21 protein-coding genes are annotated in these 25664 nt (G+C 74.3%); 7 read left to right on the forward strand and 14 right to left on the reverse strand.

Annotated elements, in window-relative coordinates:
- Positions 1-79 precede the first annotated feature (79 nt).
- Positions 80-2146, forward strand: coding sequence for an MDR family MFS transporter (locus ACFVGO_RS18740; protein ID WP_359900276.1), 2067 nt, complete (start codon positions 80-82; stop codon positions 2144-2146).
- Positions 2147-2148: 2 nt separating this feature from the next.
- On the opposite strand, the gene ACFVGO_RS18745 is transcribed toward ACFVGO_RS18740, so the two are convergent.
- The 3 genes from ACFVGO_RS18745 to ACFVGO_RS18755 all read right to left on the reverse strand — a co-directional run bounded on the left by ACFVGO_RS18745 (position 2149) and on the right by ACFVGO_RS18755 (position 5044).
- Positions 2149-2718: a Uma2 family endonuclease gene (locus ACFVGO_RS18745; protein ID WP_380632923.1), complete on the reverse strand. Its 570-nt coding sequence runs from the start codon at positions 2716-2718 to the stop codon at positions 2149-2151.
- Positions 2719-3008: 290 nt separating this feature from the next.
- Positions 3009-4268 carry an MFS transporter gene (locus ACFVGO_RS18750; protein WP_359900272.1) on the reverse strand — a complete coding sequence of 420 codons (1260 nt, stop codon included), beginning with the start codon at positions 4266-4268 and terminating at the stop codon, positions 3009-3011.
- A 104-nt stretch (positions 4269-4372) separates the two neighbouring features.
- The gene (locus ACFVGO_RS18755) at positions 4373-5044 is read right to left on the reverse strand and encodes a GntR family transcriptional regulator (protein ID WP_359900270.1); all 672 of its coding nucleotides are present in this window, start codon (positions 5042-5044) and stop codon (positions 4373-4375) included.
- A 192-nt stretch (positions 5045-5236) separates the two neighbouring features.
- Between ACFVGO_RS18755 and lysA the strand changes: the two genes are divergently transcribed.
- Entirely contained in the window at positions 5237-6583 is a 1347-nt protein-coding gene (gene lysA / locus ACFVGO_RS18760; RefSeq protein ID WP_380632926.1) for a diaminopimelate decarboxylase, read from the forward strand.
- Positions 6584-6592: 9 nt separating this feature from the next.
- Entirely contained in the window at positions 6593-7519 is a 927-nt protein-coding gene (locus tag ACFVGO_RS18765) for a LysR substrate-binding domain-containing protein (RefSeq protein WP_359900267.1), read from the forward strand.
- 65 nt (positions 7520-7584) lie between these two features.
- On the opposite strand, the gene ACFVGO_RS18770 is transcribed toward ACFVGO_RS18765, so the two are convergent.
- The 7 genes from ACFVGO_RS18770 to ACFVGO_RS18800 form a co-directional block, all read right to left on the reverse strand.
- Entirely contained in the window at positions 7585-8448 is an 864-nt protein-coding gene (locus tag ACFVGO_RS18770) for a serine hydrolase (protein WP_380632929.1), read from the reverse strand.
- Positions 8445-10073, reverse strand: a complete 1629-nt coding sequence (locus ACFVGO_RS18775) for a D-aminoacylase (protein ID WP_359900263.1) — start codon at positions 10071-10073, stop codon at positions 8445-8447. The genes ACFVGO_RS18770 and ACFVGO_RS18775 overlap by 4 nt, the downstream gene beginning before the upstream one ends.
- A 29-nt stretch (positions 10074-10102) precedes the next feature.
- Complete coding sequence (locus ACFVGO_RS18780) at positions 10103-10903, reverse strand: amino acid ABC transporter ATP-binding protein (protein ID WP_380632931.1); 801 nt, start codon at positions 10901-10903, stop codon at positions 10103-10105.
- Complete coding sequence (locus ACFVGO_RS18785; protein WP_380632933.1) at positions 10900-11910, reverse strand: amino acid ABC transporter permease; 1011 nt, start codon at positions 11908-11910, stop codon at positions 10900-10902. Before ACFVGO_RS18785 ends, ACFVGO_RS18780 begins: the two co-directional genes overlap by 4 nt.
- 31 nt (positions 11911-11941) lie before the next feature.
- A complete protein-coding gene (locus tag ACFVGO_RS18790) occupies positions 11942-12832 on the reverse strand; it encodes an ABC transporter substrate-binding protein (protein ID WP_359900259.1) in 891 nt (296 codons plus the stop codon).
- Positions 12833-13058: 226 nt separating this feature from the next.
- Positions 13059-13868 (reverse strand): hypothetical protein, encoded by an 810-nt coding sequence (locus ACFVGO_RS18795; protein ID WP_359900257.1) that lies wholly within the window; start codon positions 13866-13868, stop codon positions 13059-13061.
- A gap of 118 nt (positions 13869-13986) precedes the next feature.
- Positions 13987-16758 carry an SdrD B-like domain-containing protein gene (locus tag ACFVGO_RS18800; protein WP_380351092.1) on the reverse strand — a complete coding sequence of 924 codons (2772 nt, stop codon included), beginning with the start codon at positions 16756-16758 and terminating at the stop codon, positions 13987-13989.
- A gap of 381 nt (positions 16759-17139) precedes the next feature.
- Here ACFVGO_RS18800 and ACFVGO_RS18805 point away from each other — a divergent pair, with 381 nt between their 5' ends.
- Positions 17140-18114 carry an NAD-dependent epimerase/dehydratase family protein gene (locus tag ACFVGO_RS18805; protein WP_380632936.1) on the forward strand — a complete coding sequence of 325 codons (975 nt, stop codon included), beginning with the start codon at positions 17140-17142 and terminating at the stop codon, positions 18112-18114.
- Between the two features lie 165 nt (positions 18115-18279).
- Here the strand turns inward: ACFVGO_RS18805 and ACFVGO_RS18810 are convergent, their stop codons facing one another.
- Positions 18280-19317, reverse strand: coding sequence for an aldo/keto reductase (locus ACFVGO_RS18810; RefSeq protein WP_359900365.1), 1038 nt, complete (start codon positions 19315-19317; stop codon positions 18280-18282).
- 117 nt (positions 19318-19434) lie between these two features.
- On the opposite strand from ACFVGO_RS18810, the gene ACFVGO_RS18815 reads away from it, so the two are divergent.
- Positions 19435-20070 (forward strand): TetR/AcrR family transcriptional regulator, encoded by a 636-nt coding sequence (locus tag ACFVGO_RS18815; protein ID WP_359900251.1) that lies wholly within the window; start codon positions 19435-19437, stop codon positions 20068-20070.
- A 163-nt stretch (positions 20071-20233) separates the two neighbouring features.
- On the opposite strand, the gene ACFVGO_RS18820 is transcribed toward ACFVGO_RS18815, so the two are convergent.
- Complete coding sequence (locus ACFVGO_RS18820; RefSeq protein ID WP_380632937.1) at positions 20234-20848, reverse strand: SUKH-4 family immunity protein; 615 nt, start codon at positions 20846-20848, stop codon at positions 20234-20236.
- A gap of 114 nt (positions 20849-20962) precedes the next feature.
- Complete coding sequence (locus tag ACFVGO_RS18825; protein ID WP_380632938.1) at positions 20963-22081, reverse strand: TerD family protein; 1119 nt, start codon at positions 22079-22081, stop codon at positions 20963-20965.
- 296 nt (positions 22082-22377) lie between these two features.
- On the opposite strand from ACFVGO_RS18825, the gene ACFVGO_RS18830 reads away from it, so the two are divergent.
- Positions 22378-23637 (forward strand): pyroglutamyl peptidase, encoded by a 1260-nt coding sequence (locus tag ACFVGO_RS18830; protein ID WP_359900245.1) that lies wholly within the window; start codon positions 22378-22380, stop codon positions 23635-23637.
- A 50-nt stretch (positions 23638-23687) separates the two neighbouring features.
- Here ACFVGO_RS18830 and ACFVGO_RS18835 read toward each other — a convergent pair whose 3' ends face one another.
- The gene (locus tag ACFVGO_RS18835) at positions 23688-24188 is read right to left on the reverse strand and encodes an inorganic diphosphatase (protein ID WP_359900243.1); all 501 of its coding nucleotides are present in this window, start codon (positions 24186-24188) and stop codon (positions 23688-23690) included.
- Between the two features lie 295 nt (positions 24189-24483).
- On the opposite strand from ACFVGO_RS18835, the gene ACFVGO_RS18840 reads away from it, so the two are divergent.
- The gene (locus ACFVGO_RS18840; protein ID WP_380351086.1) at positions 24484-25560 is read left to right on the forward strand and encodes a restriction endonuclease; all 1077 of its coding nucleotides are present in this window, start codon (positions 24484-24486) and stop codon (positions 25558-25560) included.
- The last annotated feature ends 104 nt before the right edge of the window (positions 25561-25664 follow it).

Genomic DNA, 25664 nt, shown 5'->3' on the forward strand with positions numbered 1-25664 from the left:
CCGCCCGAGTCGCCGCCCGTCCTCACCCGAACGGCCGAACCGGATCGCGACCGCCGCCCTCACCCCGGAGGCTGACGGCATGACCGTCGCCACCGAGACCCCGCCCTCCGCCCCTCCGGTGCTGGACGTCCGGCAGCGGAACGTCGTCTTCGCCACCATCGTGCTCGGCATGCTGCTGGCCGCCCTCGACCAGACCATCGTCGGCACCGCCCTGCCCACCATCGTCGCGGACCTCGGCGGGGCCGCGCACATGTCCTGGGTGGTGACGTCCTACCTGCTGGCCGAGACGGTGGCCACCGTGCTGGCCGGCAAGTTCGGCGACCTGTACGGGCGCAAGCTGCTGTTCCAGGCCTCGGCGATCGTCTTCGTCGGCGGCTCGTTCCTGTGCGGCCTGGCCACCGACATGACCCTGCTGATCGCCTGGCGCGCCGTCCAGGGCTTCGGCGCGGGCGGCCTGATGGTCACCTCCATGGCGCTGATCGCGGACGTCATCCCGCTGCGCGAGCGCGGCAAGTACCAGGGCGCGATCGGTGCGGTGTTCGGCGTGGCCACGGTGATCGGGCCGCTGCTGGGCGGGCTGTTCACCGACCACCTGTCCTGGCGCTGGGCGTTCTACGTCAACGTGCCGATCGCGGTGGTGGTAGTGGCCCTGGCCGCCCGGACCATCCCCTCGGTCCGCTCGGCGACCCGCCCGGTCGTCGACTACCTGGGCATCGTGCTGGTCGCGGTCGGCGCCGGCGCGCTGATCCTGGCGACCAGTTGGGGCGGCAACCAGTACGCCTGGAGCTCCGGGGTGATCATCGGCCTGTTCGTCGGCGGCGCGCTGGCGCTCGGCCTGTTCTGCTGGGTGGAGACCCGGGCCGTCGAACCGATGCTGCCGATGCGGCTGTTCCGCAACCCGGTGTTCACGGTCTGCTCGGTGCTCAGCTTCATCGTCGGCTTCGCCATGCTCGGCGCGCTGACCTTCCTGCCGACCTTCCTCCAGTACGTGGACGGCGACTCGGCGACCGTCTCCGGCGTGCGGACGCTGCCGATGGTGATCGGTCTGCTGATCGCCTCGATCGCCAGCGGCAACGCGGTCAGCAAGACCGGGAAGTACCGGGTGTTCCCGATCGTCGGCACGGCGGTGATGGCGCTCGGCCTCTACCTGCTGTCCCGGCTGGAGCCCGACACCGGATCCGCGCTGGCCTCGCTCTACATGTTCGTGCTCGGCGTCGGCATCGGGCTGAGCATGCAGGTGCTCACCATCGCCGTGCAGAACACCGTCGACTACGCCGACCTCGGCACCGCCACCTCCGGGGTCACCTTCTTCCGCACCATCGGCAGCTCCTTCGGCACCGCGGTGTTCGGCACCATCTACGCCAACAGCCTGCAGACCGAACTCGCCGACGGGATCGCCACCGCCGCCCGGCTGACCGGCGCCGACCCGGCCGTGCTCAGCCAGGCCGCGCAGAGCCCCCAGGGCCTGCACCAGCTGCCCGCCGACCAGGCCGCGCCGATCGTCCAGGCCTACTCCGACGCCCTGCACACCGTGTACCTGTGGACCATCCCGGTGGCCGTCATCGGCTTCGTGGTGTCCCTCTTCCTCAAACAGGTGCAGCTGCGCGACACCGCCCGGGCGGGCTCCACCGACATGGGCGAGGCCTTCGCCCAGCCGACCACCGCCGACTCCGACCCGCACCTGGAGTACTCGGTCTGCCGGATCGTGCGCGGGGTGGACCTCGACGCCGTCCGGACGATCGTCGCCGGCGCCGGCGCCCGGGTGGACCTGGCCGGGGCCTGGGCGCTGATGGAGGTGGCCGGCCACACCAGGGCCGTCGGCCACGCCTCGCTCGACCTCATCGCCGCCCGCAAGCGGGTGCCGCCCGAGGTGCTGGAGCCGGTCTTCGACCGGATGGCCGCCGAGGGCTACCTCCTGCGCGAGGGCGACGCCCTCTCCCCCACCGAGGCCGGCACCCACGAGGTCCGCACCCTCGCCCACGCCTGGTCCGACTGGCTCAACGCCCGCCTCGACGCCGACGCAGGCCGCCCCCGCAGTCCCCAACTGCGCGCCGCCGCCGACGCCATCGCCTGGCGCCTCCTGGTCGAGGACCTCGCCAACGGCCTCCCCGCCCACGCCCGCCCCAAGGACGACGCGAAGGTCTAGCCCTACAGCCGGGAGGTGTCGAGCTCCAGGTCGAAGGGCGCCGGGAGGAGAACGGGCGTGCCGAAGGGGTGCGGCCCGCTCTCCGCGGCGTAGCCGAGCCGGGTCGGCTCGCTGTACAGGGTGCAGCTGCGGTTCTGGCGGTCGACCAGGAGGTAGAGCGGAGCGCCGTACTGGCCGTAGCGACGGCGCTTGACGACGCGGTCGGTCTCCGCGTCGGACGGTGAACCGACCTCGACGATCAGGAGGGTCTGGTCGGGCAGCAGTGCGCCTTCGGTCTTCAGGGCGAGTTCGGCCGGCACGACGGCCAGGTCCGGGATGTACCAGTTCTCGCTGCCCGGCAGGTCGAGGTTGCCGGACCCGGACACCAGATCGAGCTGGTCCATGCGGGGGCCGAGCCGGCGGCGGACGATCTCGGCGGCGGACTCGTTCGCCCATGACGGCGACACGGGGGTGATGACTCCCTCGATGATCTCGGTACGGTCGCCCGCGATGTGCCGGATCGCGTACTTCAGTGCCCGCTCGGGGTCGCTGACGGTGCTGTAGTCACCGGGGACCTGGGGTGCCGTACTCACAGCGCGTCTCCTTCCGTCGTGCGATTCTCCCCCGGATCATGCGGTCGCCCCGCTCGTCGACCGACATTGGATGCACACTGACCGTTCGTGCTCGCAACAAGACCGGTTCGCAGAGCATCGTGGGCCCCCCCCCCCGAGAGGGGGGGGGGGGACAAAAACAAAAGGCCAAAAGGGGGGTTTGGGGGGGGAGGGGAGAGGGGGGGGGGGGGGTGTGGGGGGGAGAGGGGGTGGGGGGGGGGGGTGTGGTCCCCCCCGGGGGGGGGGGGGGGGGGGACCCCCGAGACCGACGGTCAGCGGGAGGCTTCGGCGGGGATCGGGGCGGGGGCGGTGCGGCGGGAGGAGAAGGCGATCACGGCGAGGCTGGCGAGGGCGAGGGCGGTCACCGCCGAGAGCATCACGGTGTAGGAGGCCACGGATGAGAGCGCCGCGAGCACGGCGGGCAGCAGGAAGCCGGAGTAGCAGAGGGCGTAGTAGACGCCGGTGATGCCGGCCAGGTCGTCGGGGGTGACGAGGCGCTGGATCTCCAGCAGCCCGGAGACGACGCCGATGCCGTAGGCGGCGCCGAGGAGGACCGCCCCGCCGAGGCCGAGCAGCGGGGAGCGCACCGCCGCGTCGCCGGCGCAGACGGCCATGCCGCAGGCCATCAGCACCATGGAGGCGACGACGCCGCGCGCCGAGTCCAGCGAGTCCAGGCGCTTGGCGAGGGGCTGGACCAGGGCGCCGGTGCCCAGGGTGAGGACGGTCAGCAGGGTCGCGTAGGCCAGCGACCAGTCGCCGAGCCGGTCGCCGACCAGCTGCGGGGTCACCGCGTACGCGACGCCGGCCGAGCCGAACACCCACGGGGCCATCGGCAGGACCACCCGCAGGAAGCGCCGGTGCCCGGCCGCCGGGACCTTGAGGTCGGCCCAGAGGCTGCGGACGGCGGCCGAGCGGGCCCGGGTCTCGACGGCCTTCGGGAGCAGGAACAGCGCGGGCAGGGTGACCAGCAGGTGGGCGAGGTACGGGGTGACCATCGGCCAGGGGCCCCACTGGGCGAGCGCGCCGGCCACGCCGGCGCCGAGGCCGAAGCCGACGGTGAGGGCGAGGGAGGCGCGGCGGGCGCCGGCGCCCTGGTCGGCGGACGGGTCGTGCGGGGCCCGGGAGAGCTCCTTGACCCAGCTGGTGCCGACGGCCATCGCGATGCCGACGGCTGTACCGGTGAGGAACCGCCCGGCGTAGATGGGGAGTTCGCCCGTGACGCCGCCGCACAGCACGCCGCTGGCGGCGAGCGAGGCGACGACCGCGCCGATCATCAGCGGACGGCGCCCGTAGCGGTCCGAGGCCGCACCGCCGACCAGCAGTCCGGGGACCAGGCCGAGGACGTAGGCCCCCAGGAAGGCGTCGACGGTGACCTCGGAGTAGCCGCCGAGGTGGCGGTACATCAGCAGCAGCGGGGTGAACTGGTTGCCGCCCCAGCCGCAGCAGAGCATGGCCAGGGCCGCGACCAGCCAGGGCCTCCCCCGACCGGTGGGCGCGACGGGACCGGCGGACGGTGGCCGGGTGGTGCTCATGGTGGTGCTGCTCCTTGTCGGATGGTGGTCCCGGCGGTCCGTCGGGGTGCGCGGCCGTCGCCGCGCGGGAGGAGAGGGGAGGAGTTGCTCAGCGGTGCAGTGGCTCAGCGGTGCGCGTCCAGGTGGGCGCGCAGCGCCTCGGTGAAGCCGGCGGCGTCGCGGGCCGCGATGCGCTCGACCAGCGCGGTGTGCTCCTCGACCAGCGCGGCCAGCCGCTGCGGCCGCCGCTCCGGCCGCACCTGGAGCAGTTGCACGGCCATCCGCCGCTGGCGGTCGCGCAGCGTCTCGTAGAAGCGCTCGGCGAGCGCGTTGCCGGAGGCCGTCACGATGCCCCGGTGGAAGGCCTCGTCGGCGTCGGCGAAGGCGCCGAGGTCGGCCCGGCGGGCGGGTTCGCGCTGCTGGTCGATCAGGTCGGTCAGCTGCCGCAGCAGGTCGTCGAGCGGCTCGGCGCGGCGGGTGATCCGGCGTACCGCGGTGCTCTCCAGCGCCTCGCGCAGCTCCAGCACGTCCTCGGCCTCGCCGGGGCCGACCGGCACCACGACGGCTCCGCGCTTGGGGAAGAGCTGGAGCAGTCCTTCGGCCTGGAGCCGCAGGAAGGCCTCCCGGACCGGGGTGCGGCTGAGCGAGGTGCGCTCGGCGATCTCGCCCTCGCTGATCAGCGTCCCGCCGGGGAGGCCGCCGCCGAGGATGAGGTCCTTGGTCAGTTCGTACGCGCGGTCCGCGGCCGGGACGCGGGATGGGACCGGGACGCGGGCGGGAGGCGGGGTGTCGGCCATGGACCACACCGTAGCACCATAGATGCAAGCTTAGATGCAAGCTTAGATGCAAGGCCCGGGACAGGGCCGCCCGCGGGACGGAGCATCGGTTTCCGTACTGCTCAGGGCCGGAAGAATGCGCTTTCTCACCCCCTCCGCAGGACCGAGGATGGGCGGGGCCAACCAGCTCCCCGGGAGGAAGCCGTGTCCCCTGTGTCGCCAGCCCTGTCGCCCGTCGACCCGGGCCTGCTGCCGCTCACCGCCGAGTTCCGCCCCGAGGGCCTGTCCGTCGGCGGGGTGCTCCTGGACGAGGCGGCCCGCCGGTACGGCACACCGCTGTTCGTCTACGACGAGGAGCACCTGCGCCGCCGCTGCCGCGAGGCGGTGGCCGCCTTCGGCCGGGGCAACGTCGCCTACGCCTCCAAGGCCTTCCTGTGCACCGCGATGGCCCGCCTGGCCGCCGAGGAGGGCCTGCTGCTGGACGTCGCCTCCGGCGGCGAACTGCGCACCGCCCTGTACGCCGGGGTCGACCCGGACCGGATCGTGCTGCACGGCAACAACAAGGACGAGGCCGAGCTGCGCACCGCGCTCACCGTCGGCCTGCGCCACATCGTGGTGGACAGCTTCGACGAACTGGACCGGATCGAACGGCTGCACCACGAGGAGGGCCTGCCCCCGGCCCGGATCCAGCTGCGGGTGGCGCCCGGGGTCGCGGCCGGCGCCCACCAGGCCATCCGGACCGGCGGCCACGACTCCAAGTTCGGCTTCGGCCTGGCCGGCGGCGCCGCCGCGGCCGCGGTGCACCGGGCCGGGACCTCCGCCGCCGTACGGCTGGAGGGCGTCCACGCCCACGTCGGGTCCCAGGTGCTGGACCCGGCCGAGCTGGCCGACGGCGCCGCCGCGGTGGCCCGGTTCGCGGTGGAGCACGGCCTGCGCCGGCTGACCGTCGGCGGCGGCCTGGGCGTGGCCTACCTGGGCGGGCAGACCGCCCCCTCCTTCGCGGACTGGGCCGAGCGGGTCCGCGCGGCGGTGCGCGGCGCCGGCTGGAACGGCCCGGTGGGCGTCGAGCCCGGCCGGTCGATAGCCGCCCGGGCCGGGCTGACCCTGTACCGGGTCGGCACCGTCAAGCGGATCGAGGGCGTGCGCACCTACGTCAGCGTGGACGGCGGGATGAGCGACAACCTGCGCCCCGCCCTGTACGGCGCCCGCTACGAGGCCTTCCTGCCGCGCTGCCCCGAGGCGCCCCGCCCGCGGCGCGCCCGGCTGGTCGGCAAGCACTGCGAGAGCGGCGACGTGATCATCGACGACGCCGCGCTCCCCGTCGACCTCCGGGTCGGCGACCTGCTGGCCACCCCGGTCACCGGCGCCTACGGCTACGCCATGGCGTCCAACTACAACAAGCTGCCGCGGCCCGCCGTGGTCTTCGTCCGCGACGGCGAGGCCCGCCTGGTGGTGCGCCGGGAGACCGAGCACGACCTGCTCCGGTTGGACACCGCCGCCGACGGGACGGCGCGACCGACCGGGGAACCGGTGGCCGCACTCCCGGCGCACACGGCCTAACCTGGGCCGATGCTGAACAGCGCCCGACTGCACGTCCTCCTGGAGATCGCCCGCCGGGGCACCATCGTGGCCGCGGCACAGGCCCTGCACCTGAGCCCGTCCGCCATCTCGCACCAGCTCGCCCGTCTGGAGCAGGAGCTGGGCGTCGCGCTGGTGGAACGGGCCCCGCAGTCCCTGCGCCTGACGCCCGCGGGTGTCCGGCTGGCCGAGCACGCCCAGGCGATCGCCGATCTGATGGCCGTCGCCCAGGACGACCTGCGGGCGCACGCCCAGGCCGCGGCCGGCGTGCTGCGGATCGGCTTCTTCGCCTCCGCCGGGCTGGACCTGCTGCCCCGGGCGCTGGCCGCCTTCGCCGCCGGGCACCCGCAGGTGGAGCTGGAGCTCATCATGGGCCAGCCGCACGAGCTGGTCCCGGACCTGGAGGCCGGCCGGCTGGACGCGGCCGTCGTCTTCGAGCACCCGCTGGACCCGTGGTGCCGCCGGGCGGCGGTGGACGTGCGGATGTACTTCGACGAGCCGCAGCTGGTCGTGGTGCCGCTGCGGCACCGGCTCGGGCGGCGCTCGGTGGTGCGGCTGGCCGAGCTGGAGGGCGAGAGCTGGATCGGCACCCACGGCGGCAGCACCGGCGAACCGGTGCTCGAACGCGCCTGCGCCGCCGAGGGGTTCCGTCCCCGGGTGCGCTGCCGCAGCGACCACTACCAGGTGACCATCAACCTCGCGCGGGCCGGCATGGGCGTCGCGCTGATCCCGGCGCTCGGCCTGGCCGACAGCGCCGGGGTGCACGTGTGCCGGCTGGACCATCCGCAGCTGCACCGCCGGATCGGGGTGGCCACCCGGCCCACCAACCGCAATCCGGTGCTGCGCGCCTTCCTCGCCGAACTCGGCTCCGCCGCCGGGGAGATCAGGTCGCTGCTGGACATGCGGTGGGGCGACTGAGCTCCCCCACGGCCTGAGCCGGCCGGCCGTTGAGCCCACCGGCCGACCGGCTCGGGCGGTTCGGCTCAGGCGGGTCGCTGGGCCCAGGCCGCGAGGGCGCGGCCGACGTCCCGGATCGCGTGCACGGCGGCCCGTTCGGTGCTGGGCCCGAGCGCCACGTCCCAGTGCGCGACGACCGCGTAGGCCACCCGGCGGGCGCCCACGATGACGCCCGCGTCGGCCCGCACCCCGGTGTCCGTTCCGGTCTTGTTGGCGACCAGCAGGCGGCCGGGCAGCGGCGCGGGGAAGCCGGGGGCGAACGGGTCGTGGTCGATCAGCGCGGGCACCAGGCCGTGGTCGGTGTTGGCGCGCATCCAGCCGAGCAGCCGGGCCGAGGCGGCCGGGCCGGCCATGGTGCCCCGGACCGCGAGGGCCACCAGCCGGGCCAGGTCGCGGGCGGTGCCGGTGGCGAAGACCGGCGGGACGTCCGGCCCGCGCTCGTCGCGCACCCGGTCGTGCAGGGTGAGCCGTTCCAGTCCGAGCTCGCGCGCCAGCCGGGCGGTGGCCGGCAGGCCGACCAGCCGCAGCAGGGCGTTGGTGGCGGTGTTGTCGCTGACCGCGGCGGTCAGCCAGGCCAGGTCCTCCACCGTCCAGTCGGGGCGGCTCAGCCGGCCGAGCAGGCCGGTGCCGCCGGTGACGTCCTCGGGGAGGATCTCCACCGGATGTCCGGCCGTCAGTTCCCCGGATTCCAGCCGCCGGGCGACCTCGGCGAGCAGCAGCAGCTTGGAGGCGCTGGCGACGGGCAGGACGACGGTGTCGTCCACCCCGACCGCGCCGGCGTCGACTCCGCGGTCCGCCTCGGCGGCGTCCACGTCGACGGCGGCCACCGCGAGGGTCAGCGGCAGGGCCGCGGAGCTGCGCGCGGCGGCGGCCACCTGGGCGAGGCTCATCGGACCCGCACCACCTCTCCGGCCCGGATCGCGGTCGGCCGGCCGCCGCGCACCGCGACCCGCCCGGCCACCACGACGGTCTCCACGCCCACCGGCGGCAGCAGCGGCCGCTCGAAGGTCGCGCCGTCCAGGACGGCGGCCGGGTCGAGCACCACCAGGTCCGCGACGGCGCCGTCCCGGACCACGCCGCGCCCGGCCAGCCGGAACCGTTCGGCGGGCAGGCCGGTCATCTTGTGCACCGCGAGCTCCAGCGGCAGCAGCCCCTGCTCGCGCCCGTAGTGACCGAGCACCCGGGCGAAGCTGCCCGCCCAGCGGGGGTGCGGGCGACCGGGTTTGGGCACCCCGTCCGAGCCGATCATCGACAGCGGGCTGGCCAGCACCCGGCGGACGTCGTCCTCGCGCATCGAGTGGCTGATGATGGTCACCTCGCCCTGCGCCTCCAGCAGCAGGTCGCAGACGAGGTCCACCGGGTCGGCGCCGCGCTCGGCGGCCAGGTCGGCGATCCGGCGGCCCTCGGCCGTACGGCGGGCGGGAGCGGCGGCCACCGAGATCAGGTCCCAGCCGCCGTTGCCGACGGTGTTCTCCCAGCCCTCGACGCCGTGCGCGATGTCCGCCCGGATCCGGTCCCGGACCTCCTTGCTGCGCAGCCGCTCCAGCAGCGCGGCCGGCCCGCCCTCGCTGGTCCACGGCGGCAGCATCGCGTGCAGCACGGTGCTGCCGGCGGTGTACGGGTAGACGTCGCAGAGCACGTCCACGCCCTCGGCGCGGGCCTGCTCCAGGCGCGGCAGGGTCCGCAGGGTGGCGCCCCAGGCGTGCCGTCCGGCGGTCTTGTGGTGGGAGACCTGGAGCGGGGCGCCGGAGCGCACCGCGATCTCCAGCGCCTCCTCCAGCGCCTTCTCCACCTGGGACATCTCGTCGCGCAGGTGCGTCACGTACGGCTTGCCGTGCCGCGCGGCGACCTTCGCCAGGGCCACGATCTCCTCGGTGTCCGCGTAGACGCCGGGCGGGTAGATCAGCCCGGTGGAGAGTCCGGCCGCGCCCTGGGTCAGCGCCCGGTCGAGCAGCCCGCACATGGCGGCCAGCTCCTGGTCGGTGGGCGGGCGGTCCTCGAAGCCCATCACTCCGGCGCGCAGCGTGCCGTGGCCGACCAGCGAGGTGATGTGGTTGCGGCGCAGTTCGGGCCGCTGGCCGGCGGCGAAGGCGTCGAAGTCCTCGGCGGGCAGCACCGGTCCGAGGCCGAAGGAGACCCGCAGGTGCTCGGCCAGTTCGGGCAGCCGCCCGGGCAGTGCCGGGAACAGGCTGATCCCGCAGTTGCCGCTGATCTCGGTGGTGACGCCCTGGAGCAGCGGGGCCAGCCGCAGCTCGTCCAGGGCGTCGCCGTCGGTGTGGGTGCCGCCGCCGAAGGGGGCGGCGAGCGCGTCCGAGTGGGTGTGGACGTCGATGAAGCCGGGGGTGACGACCCGCCCGGTGACGTCCAGGGTCTCGGCCGCGGTCACGGCGGTGCCGGGCGGCAGTACGGTGACCCGGCCGTCGGCGACGGCGAGGTCGGCCGGGCGGGCGGGCGCCCCGGTGCCGTCCACCAGGGTGGCGCCGCGCAGCAGCAGGTCGACCGGGGTCGTGGTCACGTCCGCTCCCATCAGTCCCATCGCTCCCATCAGAGCACCGTCGAGAGGAAGGCCCGGGTGCGGTCGTGCCGCGGGGCGGTGAACACCTCGGCCGGGCTGCCGGCCTCCACGACGGCGCCCTGGTCCATGAAGACGACCCGGTCGGCGACCTCGCGGGCGAAGCCCATCTCGTGGGTGACGACGATCATCGTCATGCCGCTGCGGGCGAGGTCGCGCATCACGCCGAGCACCTCGCCGACCAGCTCCGGGTCGAGCGCGGAGGTGGGCTCGTCGAAGAGCATCAGGGTCGGCTCCATGGCCAGTGCCCGGGCGATCGCGACCCGCTGCTGCTGGCCGCCGGAGAGCTGGGCCGGGTAGTGGTCGGCGCGGTCGGCCAGGCCGACCCGGGCGAGCAGTTCGCGGGCCCGGCGCTCGGCCTCCCCGCGGGGGCGGCCCTTGACCGCGATCGGGCCCTCCATGACGTTCTGGAGCGCGGTGCGGTGCGGGAAGAGGTGGAAGCGCTGGAAGACCATGCCGATCCGCTCGCGCTGGTGGCGGATGTCGCGCGGCCGGCGCTCGCGCAGCCTGCTGCCGGAGGCGCCGTACGGCTCGTAGCCGACCGGTTCGCCGTCCACCTCGATCCGCCCGGCGTCGATCTTCTCCAGGTGGTTGAAGCAGCGCAGCAGGGTGGACTTGCCGGAGCCGGAGGGGCCGATCACGCAGAGCACCTCCCCCGCCCGGACCTCCAGGTCGATGCCGCGCAGCACCTCCAGCTCCCCGAACCGCTTGCGTACCTTCCGGGCCGACAGGACCACCTCGGCGGCAGCCTTCCCCAGGTCCGTGGTCGTCACTTGACCTCCCCCTTCTTCACGCGCTTTCCCGCTCCGCCGCGCCCGGGGCGCAGGTTGGCCAGCACTCGGCGGTGCAGCGCCGGCGGGGCGCCGGCCGGGTTGAACCTCCGCTCCACCGCGTGCTGGGCGACGCTCGCGATGGTGGTGAGCACCAGGTACCAGATGGACGCGACGATCAGCAGCGCGATCACCTCGAAGTTGGCGAGGTAGAGGTGCTGAGAGACGGTCATCAGGTCGGCGCCGGCGATGACGGAGACCAGCGAGGTGGTCTTCAGCATCGAGATGAACTGGTTGCCGAACGGCGGGATGATCACCCGCATCGCCTGCGGCAGCACCACCCGGGTGAGGATCTGCCGGTTGGACATGCCCAGCGAGGCGCCCGCCTCGCGCTGCCCGGGGTCGACGCTCTGGATGCCGGCCCGGACGATCTCGGACATGTAGGCGCCCTCGTTGATCGACAGGCCGAGCAGCGCCGCCACGAAGCCGGTGATCAGGGTGTTGGACTGCCAGCTGACCAGCTTGGGCCCGTCGAACGGGATGCCGATGCTGATCTCCGGGAAGAGCAGCGCCAGGTTGAACCAGAAGATCAGCTGGACCAGCAGCGGGGTGCCGCGGAAGAACCAGGTGTACGCGCCGGCGGTGGTCCGCAGCACCGGGCTGTCGGACAGTTGCATCACCGCGGCCACCACGCCGATGACGATGCCCACCACCTGGGAGATCAGGGTGAGTTGGACCGTCACCCAGAGCCCTTCCAGGATCACGCCGTCGAACTGGTACTTGGCGACGATGTCCCAGTGCAGGTTGGGGTTGACGATGACGGTCCAGGCGAGCCAGACGGCGACGAAGGCGGCCGCCAGCACGGCGAACCAGCGTGCCGGGCGGGGCCGGCCGGTCACCTCGAAGGTCAGGTCGTCGTCGACGGGGCCGGCGGCGGCCGTTCGGGGTGCCGGGGCGGGCGTCGCGGGCGCGGGCGTCGCGGGGTCGGCGGGGATCCCGGGGTCTCTCATGTCGGTGCTCATCTCGTCGGTGCCGCCGTTCTCACTGCGCCGCGTTGACGGTGGCGCGCTCCACCGCGCTGCCGCCGACCTGGTAGGTGTCCAGCACCTTGCGGTACTCGCCGCTCTCGATCAGCTCCTGGAGCGCCTTCTGCACCGCGTCGCGCAGCCCGGCGTCCTTCTTCGCGACCGCGATGCCCCACGGCGCGGTGCCGTACTGCTCCGGCAGCACCTCGTAGGAGCCGCTGTTCTGCACGAACATCTGCGCCACCGGGTAGTCCACGATCGTGGCGACGGCCCGCTCGCTGTCCAGCTGGAGCAGCCCGGTCGGGGCGTCCTCGCTCTGCGAGATCGCCATCCTGGTGGCGCACTTGGCGTTCTGCTGCTCGCCGATCTCCAGGTTGGAGCTGCCCTTGGCGAGGACCACCTTCTTGCCGCAGAGGTCCTCGATGGACTTGATGCCCTCGGGGTTGCCCTTCTTCGTCATGATCACGCCGCCGGTGCGGAAGTAGTCGACGAAGTCGACGGCCTGGCGGCGCTGCGCGCTGTCCGTCATGGAGGACATCACCAGGTCGTAGCGGCCGGCCTGGAGGCCGGGGATCAGGCCGTCGAAGGAGGAGTTGGCGAGCTCCAGCTTCAGCCCGAGCCTCCCGGCGACGGCGGCGGCGAGGTCCGGGTCGACCCCGGTCAGCTCGGTGGTGCCGGTCTTGTACATCTCCATCGGCGGGTAGCCGACGGAGGTGGCCACTCTGAGCACGCCGCTCTGCTTGTTCTTCGCCGGGAGCAGCTCGGCGGCGCTCTTCCCGGAGTTCTGTCCGGCCTGCGCCGCGCCGGCGGCCGGGGAGCCGCCCTGGTCGGAGCGCCCGCAGGCGGTGGCGGCCAGGACGACCAGGGACAGTGCGGCCAGACAGCGCAGGGAACGGGGGCGGTTCATCGGCTACTCCCTCGGGCGGTGACGGTGCGCCGATGCTGGCAGCCGGGTCCGGGTGAACGGAAGATGATGAAGCCATTGCTGCCTCACCAACGATTTTGGTACGGCTGACCGCCCTGTCCTGCGGGCTTCCGGCCGTACCCGGCCGTGCCCGGCCGGCCGGGTCAACCGGTCAGCCGTCAGCCGGTCAGCCGTCAGCCGGTCAGCGGCGTCAACCGGGTCAGCCGGGTCAGCCGGTGAGCCACGGGGCCTCGGGCAGCTTGGCGTCCGCCTGCCGTCCGGTGAGCTCGACGGTGGTGGGGGTGCCCAGCCCCGGCATCCGCATCGTCACCCGGCGCAGCCCGCCGTCGCCGTCGACCCAGTAGGTCAGCGGCGAGCGGGCGCCGTCGGGCGCGGAGCCCTGGGCGCGCGGACCGGCGAAGCGGTCGTAGCCCTTGCCGTCGATCCGGTCCCGGCCCAGCCAGCGGGCCCCGGACTGGGCGAGCAGCAGCGGGTTGTCGGGGCGGTCCGCGCCGAGCTGGACCAGCAGGTTCAGTCCGGCGTCCAGCGGGTCCGCCGTGTAGGTCCGCGGTGACCAGCCCTGGCGCGGGATGCGCTCGGCCTGCTGCCAGGCCGGGGCATCGGTGGCGGGGGCGGTGGCGGTGTCGGTGCCGGCCCGGTCGGGGGCCAGCCCGAGGCCGCCGGTGTCCCAGACGATCAGGCCGTGGTCCAGCGGTCCGCTCGCGCCGGTGGTCCGGTAGCGGCCGACCCCCCGGTGGTTGCGGTAGTCGACGACCCCGTCGACCCGGATGGTGACGCCCCCGCCCTCCTCGGCCGTGAGCGTCACCGCCACCGGGCTCGCCTGGTAGAGGTTCAGGCGCGACAGGGCGAGCCGGCCGGCCTCGTCGGTGGTCACCGGGCGTTCGACGGCCTCGTCGGAGACCGTCCGGTAGACGGCCACGCCGCCCGCCGCGGCGCCGCACACCACGATCGCGATCAGGGCCTTGAGCCAGTGGGACCGCCGTGGTCCGCGGCCTTCGGCCTTCGTCCTGCGGGGCATGCAGCCGCTCCCTTTCCTCGGTCGGACACAACAGTCGGGCGGGCCCGGGGACCAACGGTCCCACGAACCCGCCCGATCGGGCCCGCTGCCGGGCCCCCTTCACGCACCCCGCGCGGGGCTAGCCGCGCCGGGCGGCCTTGCGCCTGCGGGCCATCAGCACCGTGGCGGTGCCGAGGGCGATCAGCGCCGCCGCGCTGGTCAACACGATCGGCATCCCTTCACCCGCACCGGTGTTGGGCAGGTGCCCGGACGCCGGGGGCACCGGGGCCGGGGGCACCGGAGCCGCCGACGTCGGCGCCGGGGTCGGCGTCTCGGTCGGGGTGGGTGTCGGGGTCGGCGTCGGGGTGGGGATCAGCTTGTTGACGGCCGTCACCTCCACACCGGCGTCGAGGTTCGCCGAGGTCAGCTTGAGCGGGCCGAGGACGGTGACCTCCGGCGCCGCGTAGCCGTCCGGCGGGCTCAGCTCCTGCCAGTAGTACGTCCCCGGCACGCCGGTGCCCTGGCAGATGCCGTCGGCGCCGGTCGTGCAGGGCTCACCGACCTTGGTGTCGGGCTTGTCGCCGGTCGGCTGGAGCCCGTCGGTCCCGTTGGTCTCGTGCCACAGCTGGAACTTGGCGCCGGCCAGCGGCTTGCCGTCCTGGTCGTGCTTGACCAGGCGCAGCGCACCCTCCTGCAGCCGGAAGCCGAAGTCGTAGGTGTGGTCGTTCTCGCCGGGGCCGCCGGTGGTCAGCGCCCGCTCCGGGAACCTGCCGTCCTTCGGAACGATGCCCTTGGAGTCGATGAAGTGGTTGTCACCGACGTCGTGGTCGGTCGGCACCCACTGGAAGAGGGGGCCGTCCTTGGCGTAGTCCGCCGGGTTGTCCAGCTTGATCGTGTACTTGGTCCTCGGCTTGAGGCCGCCCTCGACGTTGCTGTCGTCGAAGTAGTACTCGCCGCGCTTGGTCGTCTTGGTCGTACCGACGAGCTTCCCCGTCTCGTCGTACAGGTGGACGGTGGCACCCGGAACCGGCTTCTGGCCCGGCAGTTGGAGGCCGCTGCGCTCGGGGTCGTACCAGACCCGGTTGCCGATCTGGAGCGGAGCCTGGTCGCAGAGCACCTCCAGGTCGCCCATCGCGGCGCCCTTGCCGAACGGCGGGATGCCCGGGCCCGTGTTGAGCCGCACGCCGCCGTCCGCCTTGCCGTCGCGCTTCTGGAAGGCGCTGCCGTAACCGAAGGCCTGGCTGTCGCTGTCGTAGCCCGAGGTCACGATGGAGTCCTCGGCCTTCGAGAACGCCATCCCGGCGTTGGCGGGGTTGTTGTGGCCGATCCGGGCGTTGTCGAAGAACCGCTGGCCCCGGGCCTTGGACCCGCATCCCAGGTTGGTGTCCAGCACGTAGGTGCCGTTCTCCGGGCAGGCCTTGAGGAGGTCACCGCCGGGCAGGACCTTGGACATCGCCCCGCCGGTCGGGCTGGCCGCCGACTGGTCGCCGAAGCGGTCCCGGAAGGCGAGCAGCATCGAGCCGTCGGTCTCGAAGGCGATCTCGGCGACCGCCGGCTCGGGGTTGGCCAGGTAGTTGGCCCCGCAGGCCTGGCCGTTCTGGGTGGTCGGGAAGGTGTCCTGCCACGGGAACCAGGCGGTGCCCGGGCACGGGGTGCCGACCGTGGTGCCGCGCGGGTAGTCGAGCGGCTGGTTCAGCACGGCCGGCTTGAACGCGCCCGTGGACAGGTCGAACGGCAGCACCACGGCGCGCAGGTCCGAGGCCTTGCCGGTGGACTCGCCCGAGCAGACGCCGCCGAGGAAGCCGGTGCCGTCCTGGATGCCGAGGCCGTACGGACGCCAGTCCCCCGGCGCCGGGCAGCCCGGGTCCGGGATGGCGTAGGCGGCCTTGGGCGCGGCCGCCGTCGCCGCGGTGGCGTCGTAGCGGTAGAGCTTGCGGTCGTTCAGGTTGACGACGAAGAGGTCCTTGCCGTCGTCGGTGATCTTGATGCCGCCGAGGCTCTCCTTGCCCACCGCGGCCAGGAAGCCGTCGTCGTTGCCCGGGCTGTGCGGGGTGGTGCCCGCGTCCGGGACGGTGGCGAACAGCGTGGTCTTCTTCGTCGCCCAGTCGGTGACGTAGATCCCGCCCGGGCCGCCGGGGCCGTAGCCGGTGGTCCGCTTGGCCTGGGCCGAGGAGAACACCCGCCGGTCGGCCTTGTTCCAGGCGATGCCGTACAGGTTTCCGGTCTGCCCGGCCGTGGCCACGTCGGTCAGGGTGAAGCCGGTACCGGCCGTTCCGCGGGATTCGTACGGGAAGGACACCAGCGTGTGCTGGGCGTCCCCGTCCTGGGGCGGGTTCTGACAGGTCGACACCAGCGGCGCGTTCTTCTGGCAGTAGTCGCCCGGGCTCCAGAGCCCCGTGGTGATCTCCACCTTCTTGCCGCCGGAGAGGTCGACGAACTCCTCGTTGGAGCTCAGTTTGTTCGCCCCGCCGTCCAGGCCCTCGCGGGAGGCGAAGGCCGGGTAGAGCACGCCCGGCTTCGGATTCACCACCTGGACCCGGTACTTGCCGCCGGTCAGCTTGCTCGCGGCCGGTGCCAGCGTCACCGTGCCGTCCGCCGCCGTGGTGCCCTCGACGGAGACCCCGGCCTCGTCGGTGAGCGTCACCTTCACGCCCGCCATGCCCGATTCCAGCCCGGGCGTCCACACACCGTCGGTGTCCACGGCCCGGATCACGTGGACCGCCACCGTACCGTCACCGGTCTGGGGGAAGGCCGGAGGGGCCGCCGCCAGGGACCAGGAACCGGCCAGCACGGCCAGCGTCACCGCGCCGCCCGCGGTGCGAAGGCCCGCGGCACGGCGGCCGGGCGGGCCCGTCCGCCGCCCGCCGGGGCCGCGCGCGGCACCGGCGGTTCGTTCACTTGTCGTCGTCATCCCTGCTCTCATCGTCAAGTTGGGCCTGCCGCCCGACCTCATGAGCGAGTTCGAGAGTGGCGGAAAGCCGCCATTGTTAGCGGGAGCTTAAAGGGACTTCACACAAGTTCGCCGGGGAACAAGGAACTTTGACCCGTCATCAGGCGTTACGAGACCGTCGCGGCCGTTCGGCCGACCCCCGCCCGCACCCGGCTGACCAGCGGGGACCTTCCGGCCAGGCCTCTCCGCCGACGATCGTCGACCTCCCGCGCCGTTGACCGTCGAACACGCTTCCCGCCGGAACCCCGCACATCCACCCCGACTCATCCACCCCACGCACAACTTGAGCAACGATCGCGCACCGATTGGCCCCGGTGCGGGGCGGGCTGGCACGATGTCCGAATGCGCATTCTGGTCATCGGCGGCACCCGCTTCATCGGCTTCCATTTCGCCGAGGCGGCCCTGGCCGCCGGGCACGAGGTCACGGTGCTGCACCGCGGCCGTTCCGGCGCCGGGCTGCTCCCGGACGCCACCCACCTGATCGCCGACCGCGACGCCGACCTGTCCGCGCTGCGCGGCCGCAGCTGGGACGCCACCGTCGACCTCTGCGCCTACTTCCCGCGCCAGGTAAGGGAGTTGGCCGCCGCCCTCGATCCCGGCGCGGCCGGGCGCTACCTGCTGGTCTCCTCGCTCTCGGTGTACGACGCCCCGGCCGCCCCGGGCTTCGCCGAGGACTCCCCGCTGCTCCCCGCCGACGGCCCGGAGGCCGCGGAGGTCACCGCCGAGAGCTACGGCGTCCTCAAGGTCCAGTGCGAGCGCGCCGCCCGGGAGGCCTTCGGCCCGCAGACGCTGCTGATCCGCCCGACGTACGTGATCGGCCCCCGCGACTACACCCACCGCTTCGACCACTGGGTGCAGCGGCTCGCCCGGGGCGGCGAGGTGCTCGCCCCCGGCCGGCCGGACGCGCCGCTCCAGGTGGTCGACGTCCGCGACCTCATCGCCTGGATGCTCGGCCTCCTCGCACAGGGCGCCCGCGGCGCCTACCACGCCGCCACGCCCCCGCCGTTCGGCATGGGCGACCTGCTGGACGCCGTCGCCGCCGCGGTCGCCCCGTCCGGCACCACCCTCACCTGGGTGTCCGAGGACTTCCTGCGCGCCGCCGGCGTCCCGGAGCGCGCCCTGCCGCTGTGGCCCGCCGCCCCGGAGATCCGCGCCACCAGCACCGCCGATCCGGCCGCCGCCCTCGCCACCGGCCTGACCCTCCGCCCGGTGGCCGAGACCGCCCGCGACATCCGGCCGTTCGAGCCCCTGCCGGACGCCCTGACCCCGGAGCGGGAGGCCGAACTCCTCGCCGCCTGGCACCGGCGGCAGGCCTGAGGGCCGCGGCCACAGCCGCCGCAGCCACCACCGCAGCCACCGGCGTGGGGCCGACCGCCGCCCCGCAGCAGCCGGTCCGGCCCCGGCCCGGACATCTCCCGGGCCGGGGCCCACGCGCCGCTCGCGCACCGCTTCGCCCCCGCGCCGCCCGGCCCGCGAGGCCGCTCAGCCCGCGACGGGCGGGTTGAGCCGGGCGAAGGCCTCCTGCCGGCGGTACGGGAAGTACGGGTACGGCGCGGTGCGCGTGCTCGCCGCGTCCAGCCGGGCCACCTGGTCCTCCGTCAGCGACCAGCCGACCGCGCCGAGGTTCTGGCGCAGCTGCTCCTCGTTGCGGGCGCCGATGATGACCGAGGAGACGGTCGGACGGCGCAGCAGCCAGTTGATCGCCACCTGGGGGACGGTGCGGCCGGTCTCGGCGGCGACCTCGTCCAGCGCGTCGACCACCCGGTACAGCAGCTCGTCCTCCACCGGCGGGCCGTAGTCGGCGGTGTCGTGCAGCCGGCTGCCGTCCGGGAGCGGCTGCCCGCGGCGGATCCTCCCGGTGAGCCGGCCCCAGCCGAGCGGGCTCCAGACCAGGGCCCCGACGCCCTCCTCCCGGGCGAGCGGCATCAGCTCCCACTCGTAGTCGCGGCCGACGAGCGAGTAGTAGACCTGGTGGGCGGCGTACCGCGGGCGGCCGTGCCGGTCGGCGAGGGCGAGGGACTTCATCAGCTGCCAGCCGGAGAAGTTGGAGACGCCGGTGTAGCGGATCTTGCCGGCCCGGACCAGGTCCTCCAGGGTCGCGAGCACCTCCTCGATCGGGGTGCCGGCGTCGTAGGCGTGCAGCTGGAAGAGGTCCAGGTGGTCGGTGCCGAGGCGGCGCAGCGCGTCGTCCACGCTCCGCACCAGCCGGGCGCGGGAGGTTCCGGCGTCCTGCGGGCCGTCGCCGGTGGGCAGTCCGGCCTTGGTGGAGATCAGCACCTGGTCGCGGCGGCCGCGGATCGCCTGGCCGAGCACCTCCTCGGAGGCGCCGTCGGAGTAGACGTCGGCGGTGTCGAAGAGGGTGACACCGGCGTCGATGGCGATGTCGAGCAGCCGACGGGCCTCCTGGACGTCGGTGGTGCCCCAGGCGCCGAACAGCGGGCCGCGGCCGCCGAAGGTGCCGGTGCCGAGACTGAGGGCGGGCACCTTCAGCCCGGACGCGCCGAGCCTGCGGTACTCCATGTCGGTGGCGATGGTCATGACGGTTCTCCCCTCGGAGCCCCTAATGGGACTCCCGTTCCGTTAGGATGCCCTGAATCTAGCAGACCCCGCACTTCTAATGGAACAGGAATCCCGTTAATGGCCGTCGAGCCCTCCACGCCCGAGCCCTCCACGCCCGGCACGGTCCGCCCCGGCGGCCGGACCGCCCGGGTCCGCGCCGCCGTCCTGCGCGCCGCCGAGGACGCCCTGGTCGAGCACGGCTTCAGCGGCCTCGACCTCGGCGACATCGCCCAGCGGGCCGAGGTCGGCCGCACCACCGTCTACCGCCGCTGGGGCAGCACCACCGCCCTGGTCGCGGACCTGCTCGCGGACATGGCCGAGCAGTCGCTGCCGCGCACCGACAGCGGCTCCCTCGCCGGGGACCTGCGGGCCAACGCCCGGCTCGTCCAGCGCACCCTGGCCGACCCGCGGCAGGGCGCGCTCTTCCGCGCCGTCATCGTGGCGGCGACCTGCGACCCGGACGCGGCCGAGGCCCTGCGGCACTTCTACCGGCGCCGGGTCGAGGAGTGGGCGCCGTGCGTCACCGCGGCCGTCGAGCGCGGCGAACTCCCGCCGGACACCGACGGGTCCGAGGTCGTCCGGGCGGTCTCGGCGCCGCTCTACTACCGGATGCTCACCACCGCGGAGCCGCTGGACGAGGCGTCCGCCGACCGTGCGGCGGAGGCCGCCGAGGCGGCGGCCCGGGCCGGGGCGTACCGGCGCCGGGACGCGTAGGGCCGGTACGCCCCGGACGCGAACGGCCGGCCCCCAGGGACGCGAACGGCCGCACAGCGCCGAAGCGTTGTGCGGCCGTCGGGCCCGGGCGGGCCGGGGTGGGCCCGGAAAGGCCCGGAAAGGGCCGGGAAGGGCCGGGAAGGGCCGGGAAGGGCCCGGGGCGTCAGCCCTCGTCCAGGTCCTCGTACTCCTCGCGCAGGTTCTCCAGCAGGCCCACCCAGAGGTCCGACTCCTCCGGCCCCTGCCCCGCCGCGGCCACCAGCGCGGCGAACTCGTCCAGCGCGGCCCTGGCGTCCCCACCGCGGATCCGGCCCTCCAGGCGGGCCAGCAGCCCCAGCGCGCCGATCACCTCGGGCAGCGAGTCGGCCGCCCGGCCGCCGTAGCCGCTCCCGTGGTCCCAGCCGTTCGGGTCGTAGATCCGTACGGCGCCGGTGTCGCCGGCCACCATCAGGTGCTGGTCGTCGAACGTGCCGACGCAGTACCCCCAGTTGCTCGGCGGGGTGTCGTCGTCCGGGGTGCGCTCGCCGAACAGCTCGTCCAGGTCCGCCTCCCACATCCCGCGCTCGGGCAGCTTCGTGGCGTCGAAGCCGAGGAATTCCAGTTCGACGGCCGGCACGCCGACCTCGCTCAGGAACGCCCGGGCCTCCTTCGACGTCAGCCGCTCGGGCAGCGCCGCGGGCTCGGGCCGCCACAGCGTGCCGGGGCCGAAGCAGGACTCCAGCCAGGCCGCGTCGGGGTTCCGGACGGCGGCCGTCAGCTCGGCGTCGGTCGTGGTCATCGGTGCGTCTCCCCCGGTCGGAACGGTACTCCGGCGCCATTCAAGCGCACCGCTCCGACAGCGGGGGCCGCCGGGGACGCCCCGACGGCCCTTCCGGGACTCCGGTCCGACGGCCTAGAAGAAGCCGTCGTCCTCGTAGTAGTTGTTGACGACGACCTGCGGGTCGTCGTCGAAGGCCTCGTTCAGCAGCGCGCCGCCGACCAGGCCGGCCGCGCCGGCGCCGATCAGCGCACCGGTGCCGAAGCGACGCCCGCCCTGGGCCTGCTGGCCTGGCACCTGCGGCTGGCCCTGCTGGACCGGCTGCTGGACCGGCTGCGGGTAGCCGACCGGCTGCGGGTAGCCGGCCGGCTGCGGGGTGTAGAACGGCGGCACGTTGGTCTGCACCCGCTGGGCGCAGGCCACGCAGGCCTCGATCTGGCGCGGCACGCCCCACTGCGGCGACCAGTACACCGCCGTGGTGCCGGCGCCGTGCGAGGGGTCGAAGAAACACGTCACGGGGGAACTCCCTGGTCCTGGCGGGGTCGTCGGAACGGCGGGTACGGCGGCGGGCAGCACGGCCGGCACCGCGGCCGCGACCGGAACGGGCGGCGCGACCGGCGGCGCGAGCGGGGCCACGGGCGGCACGGGCGGGGCGACCGGCGGCTTCACCGGGGCGGGCGCGGCGGCGGGTGCCGGCTGCAGGACGTCCACGCCGAAGTCGGCGGCGATGCCCGCGAGCCCCGCGGCGTACCCCTGCCCGACCGCGCGGAACTTCCAGTCCGCGCCGTGCCGGTACAGCTCGCCGAACACCATCGCCGTCTCGCTGCCGGCCTCCGGCGCCACGTCGTACCGGGCCACCTCGGCGCCGGTGTCCGGGTCGGCGACCCGGATGTGGGCGCCGCGGACCTGCCCGAAGGACTGCCGCCGCTGCGCCGCGTCGTAGATCGCCACCGCGAAGACGATCTTCTCCACCCCGGCGGAGACCTCCGCGAGCCGGACCTCGATCTGCTCGCGGTCGGGGCCGCCGCCGGACCCGCCCCGGTGCCGGACCGAGCCGTCCGGGCTCTGCAGGTTGTTGAAGAAGACGAAGTGCTGGTCCGAGGCGACCTTCCCGTCCGCCCCGCAGAGCAGCGCGCTGGCGTCCAGGTCGTACCCGGCTCCGGCCGTCCAGCCGAGGCCCACCCGGACCACCCCCAGCCCGGGGGCCCGCTTGCCCAGGGAGACGTTGCCGCCCTTCGTCAGGGCCACGCTCATGGAACTCCTCCACCACCGTACGAGTACCGCTGTTCGACCACGACAACGCTGTAGAAGTTGCCTCGGTTCCCGGTCGAACCATCAGTTTTCCGTCAAGGCCGGAACGTCGCCCCACCAGCGACGGAGCACCGCCCCACCAGCGGCGGAACACCGTCCGGGCGCCCCGGCGGCGGCCGGAGGAGCACCGCGGTGGGCGCGGGCGCGGCCGCTCCCCCGGACGGGCGGAGCACCCGGCAGCGGGGACGCCGGGCCGGCACTCTGGCGGGCCGTCAGGTCCGGACCTATTGTCAGCGGGCATGACATATCTACGCCGCGCCGCCGGACTGGCCGCCGCGCTCACCGGAACGCTCGCCGCCCTGCTGGCCCCGGCCGCCGCCCAGGCCGCCCCGGCCGGCTGCCGCACCTCCGCCACGGTGCCGCTGGACGCCGAGCAGGCCCGCCTCCAGGACGCCCGCACGACCGGTTTCACCGAGCGCTCCGGCCTGGGCGAGCTGCCCGGGGGCTTCCCCTCCGCCCTGTGCGAGGCCCGCAACGCCCGGCAGGCCGAGCGGGTGGTGACCGCCTGGGGCCGGACCCTCTGGCAGGCCGGACTGGACCGCGCCCAGGGCCGGCGGCCGAGCGGCGAACTGCCCGCCCGGGACGACCGCCCGCTGTACTGGACCAGGCTCGCCATGACCGTCCAGCTCGCCCGCTGGCAGCCCCGGTTCGGCGTCGACCACGCCGCGCTGCGGTCCCGTTTCGAGGACGCCTCGCGCGGTCTGGACGACGGCTTCGACTCCGCCCGCGGCGTCCGGCGGATCTTCGTCAGCGGCTTCGACCCGTTCGGCCTGGACACCGAGCCGCGCCGCGCCAACCCCTCCGGCTCGGCCGTCCTGCAGTTGCACGGGCAGCGGATCACGCTCGCCGACGGCAGCACCGCGGAGGTCCGGGCGGTCGTGCTGCCGGTGCGCTACGGGGACTTCGACAGGGGGATCGTGGAGCGCGCCTTCGCCCCGCACCTGCGGCCGGGCCGGCAGTCCGCCGACCTGATCACCAGCATCAGCCAGGGCTACCCGGGCAAGTTCACCCTGGAGGAGTGGGCCGGGCGCGCCCGCTCCGCCGACCCGGCGACCGACAACGTCGCCGCGCTCTCCGGCGGCACCACCCAGCACCCGGTGGACGCACCGGGGCTGGCCCCCGGGCCGCAGTTCGTCCGCACCACCCTGCCGACCGACGCCATGAGGGCCGTCCAGCAGCCCTACCCGGTGCTGCTCAACACCTTCGTCACCGAGATCCCGGCGGGCGCCACTGCGCCCGTGTTCCGGCCGGACGGCCCCACCCCCGGTTCCCGCGCGGTCTCCGGTGGCGGCGGCGGGTACCTCTCCAACGAAGTCGCCTACCGCTCCAACCGGCTGCGCACGATCCTCGCCCCGGGCCTGCCCGGCGGCCATCTGCACACCCCGGTCCTGACCGGCCTGCCGGCCGACCCGAACCTGCTCACCGCACCGGAGTTCGAGCGGAACGAGGCCGCGATCGGCGACGAGGTGCGGGCGATCCTGAGCACCGCCCGGCTCTGACGGACCGTCCGGGGGGGCGCTGGCGCACCGGCCCGCCCCCGGGCGCCCGTTCAGACCGGGTCGGCGAAGCGGGTGCCCACCGCGCGGGCGCGCGACTCGGCGATCTCGGCGTAGGCGGCGTCGCGCCCCGCCCAGTGCGAGCCCTCGACGGACTTGCCGCGCTCCAGGTCCTTGTAGACCAGGAAGAAGTGGGTGATCTCCAGCAGGTCGAACCCGCGCAGGTCGTCGATGTCCCGCAGGTCCGCGTAGCGCGGGTCGCGGGCCGGGACGCAGAGCACCTTCTGGTCCGGGCCGCGCTCGTCGCGCATCACCCACATGGCCACCGCCCGGCAGGTCCGCACGCAGCCGGGGACGGCCGGCTCGCCGCCGAGCACCAGGGCGTCCAGCGGTTCGCCGTCGCCGCCGAGGGTGCCCTCGACGAAGCCGTAGTCGGCCGGGTAGCGGGTGGCCGTGAAGAGGGTGCGGTCCAGGCGGATCCGGCCCGCCGCGAAGTCCATCACGTACTTGTTCCGCGACCCCTGCGGGATCTCGATCATGACCTCGAACTCCACCGCGGCCTCCTCCTCGGCTCCTGGGGGAATTGTCCGCCGTCCGGACGGCCATCGAAAGCACCCCCGCCGTTCGACCGGCGCCGCCACCCTCCGGCGCGAACGCCCCCGACCCGGACGGGCACCCGCGCCGCCCGCGCCCGGGCCCTCGACCCGCACCCGCACCTGCCGCGGCGGCGGCCCGTATCGGCCCAGGTCTCGATTGTGCGGCGGAACCGACGGCCCGACAGTTCTTCGTCCACGATTCCCCTACCGTGACGCCTGCAACAACCGTCACCACGCAAGAGGGGGCACGCCCATGTCCCGGAGCCGGAAGCTCCACCGCCTCAGCAACCCCGACGCCGACGAACGCCGCGCCCAGCGCGCGCTGTTCCGTCACCTCCGCGACGACACCAACGCCAACCGCGGCCGGATGGCCAGGCGCGTCCGCGAACTCCAACTCCTGCTGGCGATGGACCCGGTCGAGTTCGAGGGCCTCATCGGCCGGCTGATGGAGGCGATGGGCATGAAGGTCGAGCTCACCGCCCGGTCGCGGGACGGCGGCGTGGACGTCCGCGGCATCGACCCGGACCCGTTCCGGGGCGGCAACGTCATCGTGCAGGTGAAGCGGTACCGGGACACGGTGACGCCCTCCGCGGTGCGGGACCTGTACGGCACGCTGCGGCACGACCGGGACGCGACCAAGGCCGTCCTGGTCACCACCAGCAAGTTCGGCCCCAGCTCGCACCAGTTCGTCGCGGGCAAGCCGATCAGCCTGATCAACGGCTCCGAACTGGTCGGGCTGCTCAGGCACCACGGCTTCGACGAGGTGTTCGCGGACGCCCAGGACGGGGCCTCCGCCACGGCCGGCGCCCTGGACGACCTGCCCGCGATCGAGGTGGCCACCGAGCCCTCCCGGCTGCTCCTGCACTGGACCGGGGAGGAGGAGTACGACATCGCCGCGCTGGTCTGCACGGGCAACGCCGCGCTCTCCGACGACCACCTGGTCTTCTACAACAACGGCTCGACGCCCGACGGTTCGGTGCGGCTGGTGACCGGCTACGGCGACGCGAACGCCTGCCTGATGGTCGACTTCGACGCGCTGCCCGCCGAGGTCGACCGGCTGGTCGTCATCGCCGCCGCCGACACCGAGAACCACCCCGGGGCCACCATGGGCGGATTCGCCGGGCCGGCGCTGATCCTGGAGGCGGGCTCCGGGCAGGACGCGGCCGTGGTGCACCTGGCGGACGGCGCGGAGACCAACACCGCGATGCGGCTCGGCCGGTTCGACCGCGATCCCTCCGGGGACTGGGAGTTCACCCCGGCGCTCGCCGGGTACCCGGGCGGGCTGCGCCAGGCCGTGACCGCGTACGGGCTGGAGGTCGTGGACGCGTGACGGCGCGGGGGGCCCCGCCCCCCCCCGGTGCCCCCCGGTTCTACCCCCCTCGCCCCCCCCCCCTCCCCACCACCCACCCCCCCCCCCACCCCCCCCCCCCCCCC

The sequence above is a fragment of the Kitasatospora sp. NPDC057738 genome (assembly GCF_042798815.1).
Classification (GTDB): domain Bacteria; phylum Actinomycetota; class Actinomycetes; order Streptomycetales; family Streptomycetaceae; genus Kitasatospora; species Kitasatospora lactacystinica.

Bases quoted from the DNA above. Each gene is read 5' to 3' on its own strand.
- ACFVGO_RS18740 (WP_359900276.1), top strand. From the start codon at position 80: ATGACCGTCGCCACCGAGACCCCGCCCTCCGCCCCTCCGGTGCTGGAC.
- ACFVGO_RS18750 (WP_359900272.1), bottom strand. From the start codon at position 4,268: ATGAGCACCACCCGGCCACCGTCCGCCGGTCCCGTCGCGCCCACCGGT.
- ACFVGO_RS18755 (WP_359900270.1), bottom strand. From the start codon at position 5,044: ATGGCCGACACCCCGCCTCCCGCCCGCGTCCCGGTCCCATCCCGCGTC.
- ACFVGO_RS18765 (WP_359900267.1), top strand. From the start codon at position 6,593: ATGCTGAACAGCGCCCGACTGCACGTCCTCCTGGAGATCGCCCGCCGG.
- ACFVGO_RS18770 (WP_380632929.1), bottom strand. From the start codon at position 8,448: ATGAGCCTCGCCCAGGTGGCCGCCGCCGCGCGCAGCTCCGCGGCCCTG.
- ACFVGO_RS18785 (WP_380632933.1), bottom strand. From the start codon at position 11,910: ATGAGAGACCCCGGGATCCCCGCCGACCCCGCGACGCCCGCGCCCGCG.
- ACFVGO_RS18790 (WP_359900259.1), bottom strand. From the start codon at position 12,832: ATGAACCGCCCCCGTTCCCTGCGCTGTCTGGCCGCACTGTCCCTGGTC.
- ACFVGO_RS18795 (WP_359900257.1), bottom strand. From the start codon at position 13,868: ATGCCCCGCAGGACGAAGGCCGAAGGCCGCGGACCACGGCGGTCCCAC.
- ACFVGO_RS18800 (WP_380351092.1), bottom strand. From the start codon at position 16,758: ATGACGACGACAAGTGAACGAACCGCCGGTGCCGCGCGCGGCCCCGGC.
- ACFVGO_RS18805 (WP_380632936.1), top strand. From the start codon at position 17,140: ATGCGCATTCTGGTCATCGGCGGCACCCGCTTCATCGGCTTCCATTTC.
- ACFVGO_RS18810 (WP_359900365.1), bottom strand. From the start codon at position 19,317: ATGGAGTACCGCAGGCTCGGCGCGTCCGGGCTGAAGGTGCCCGCCCTC.
- ACFVGO_RS18815 (WP_359900251.1), top strand. From the start codon at position 19,435: ATGGCCGTCGAGCCCTCCACGCCCGAGCCCTCCACGCCCGGCACGGTC.
- ACFVGO_RS18820 (WP_380632937.1), bottom strand. From the start codon at position 20,848: ATGACCACGACCGACGCCGAGCTGACGGCCGCCGTCCGGAACCCCGAC.
- ACFVGO_RS18825 (WP_380632938.1), bottom strand. From the start codon at position 22,081: ATGAGCGTGGCCCTGACGAAGGGCGGCAACGTCTCCCTGGGCAAGCGG.
- ACFVGO_RS18830 (WP_359900245.1), top strand. From the start codon at position 22,378: ATGACATATCTACGCCGCGCCGCCGGACTGGCCGCCGCGCTCACCGGA.
- ACFVGO_RS18840 (WP_380351086.1), top strand. From the start codon at position 24,484: ATGTCCCGGAGCCGGAAGCTCCACCGCCTCAGCAACCCCGACGCCGAC.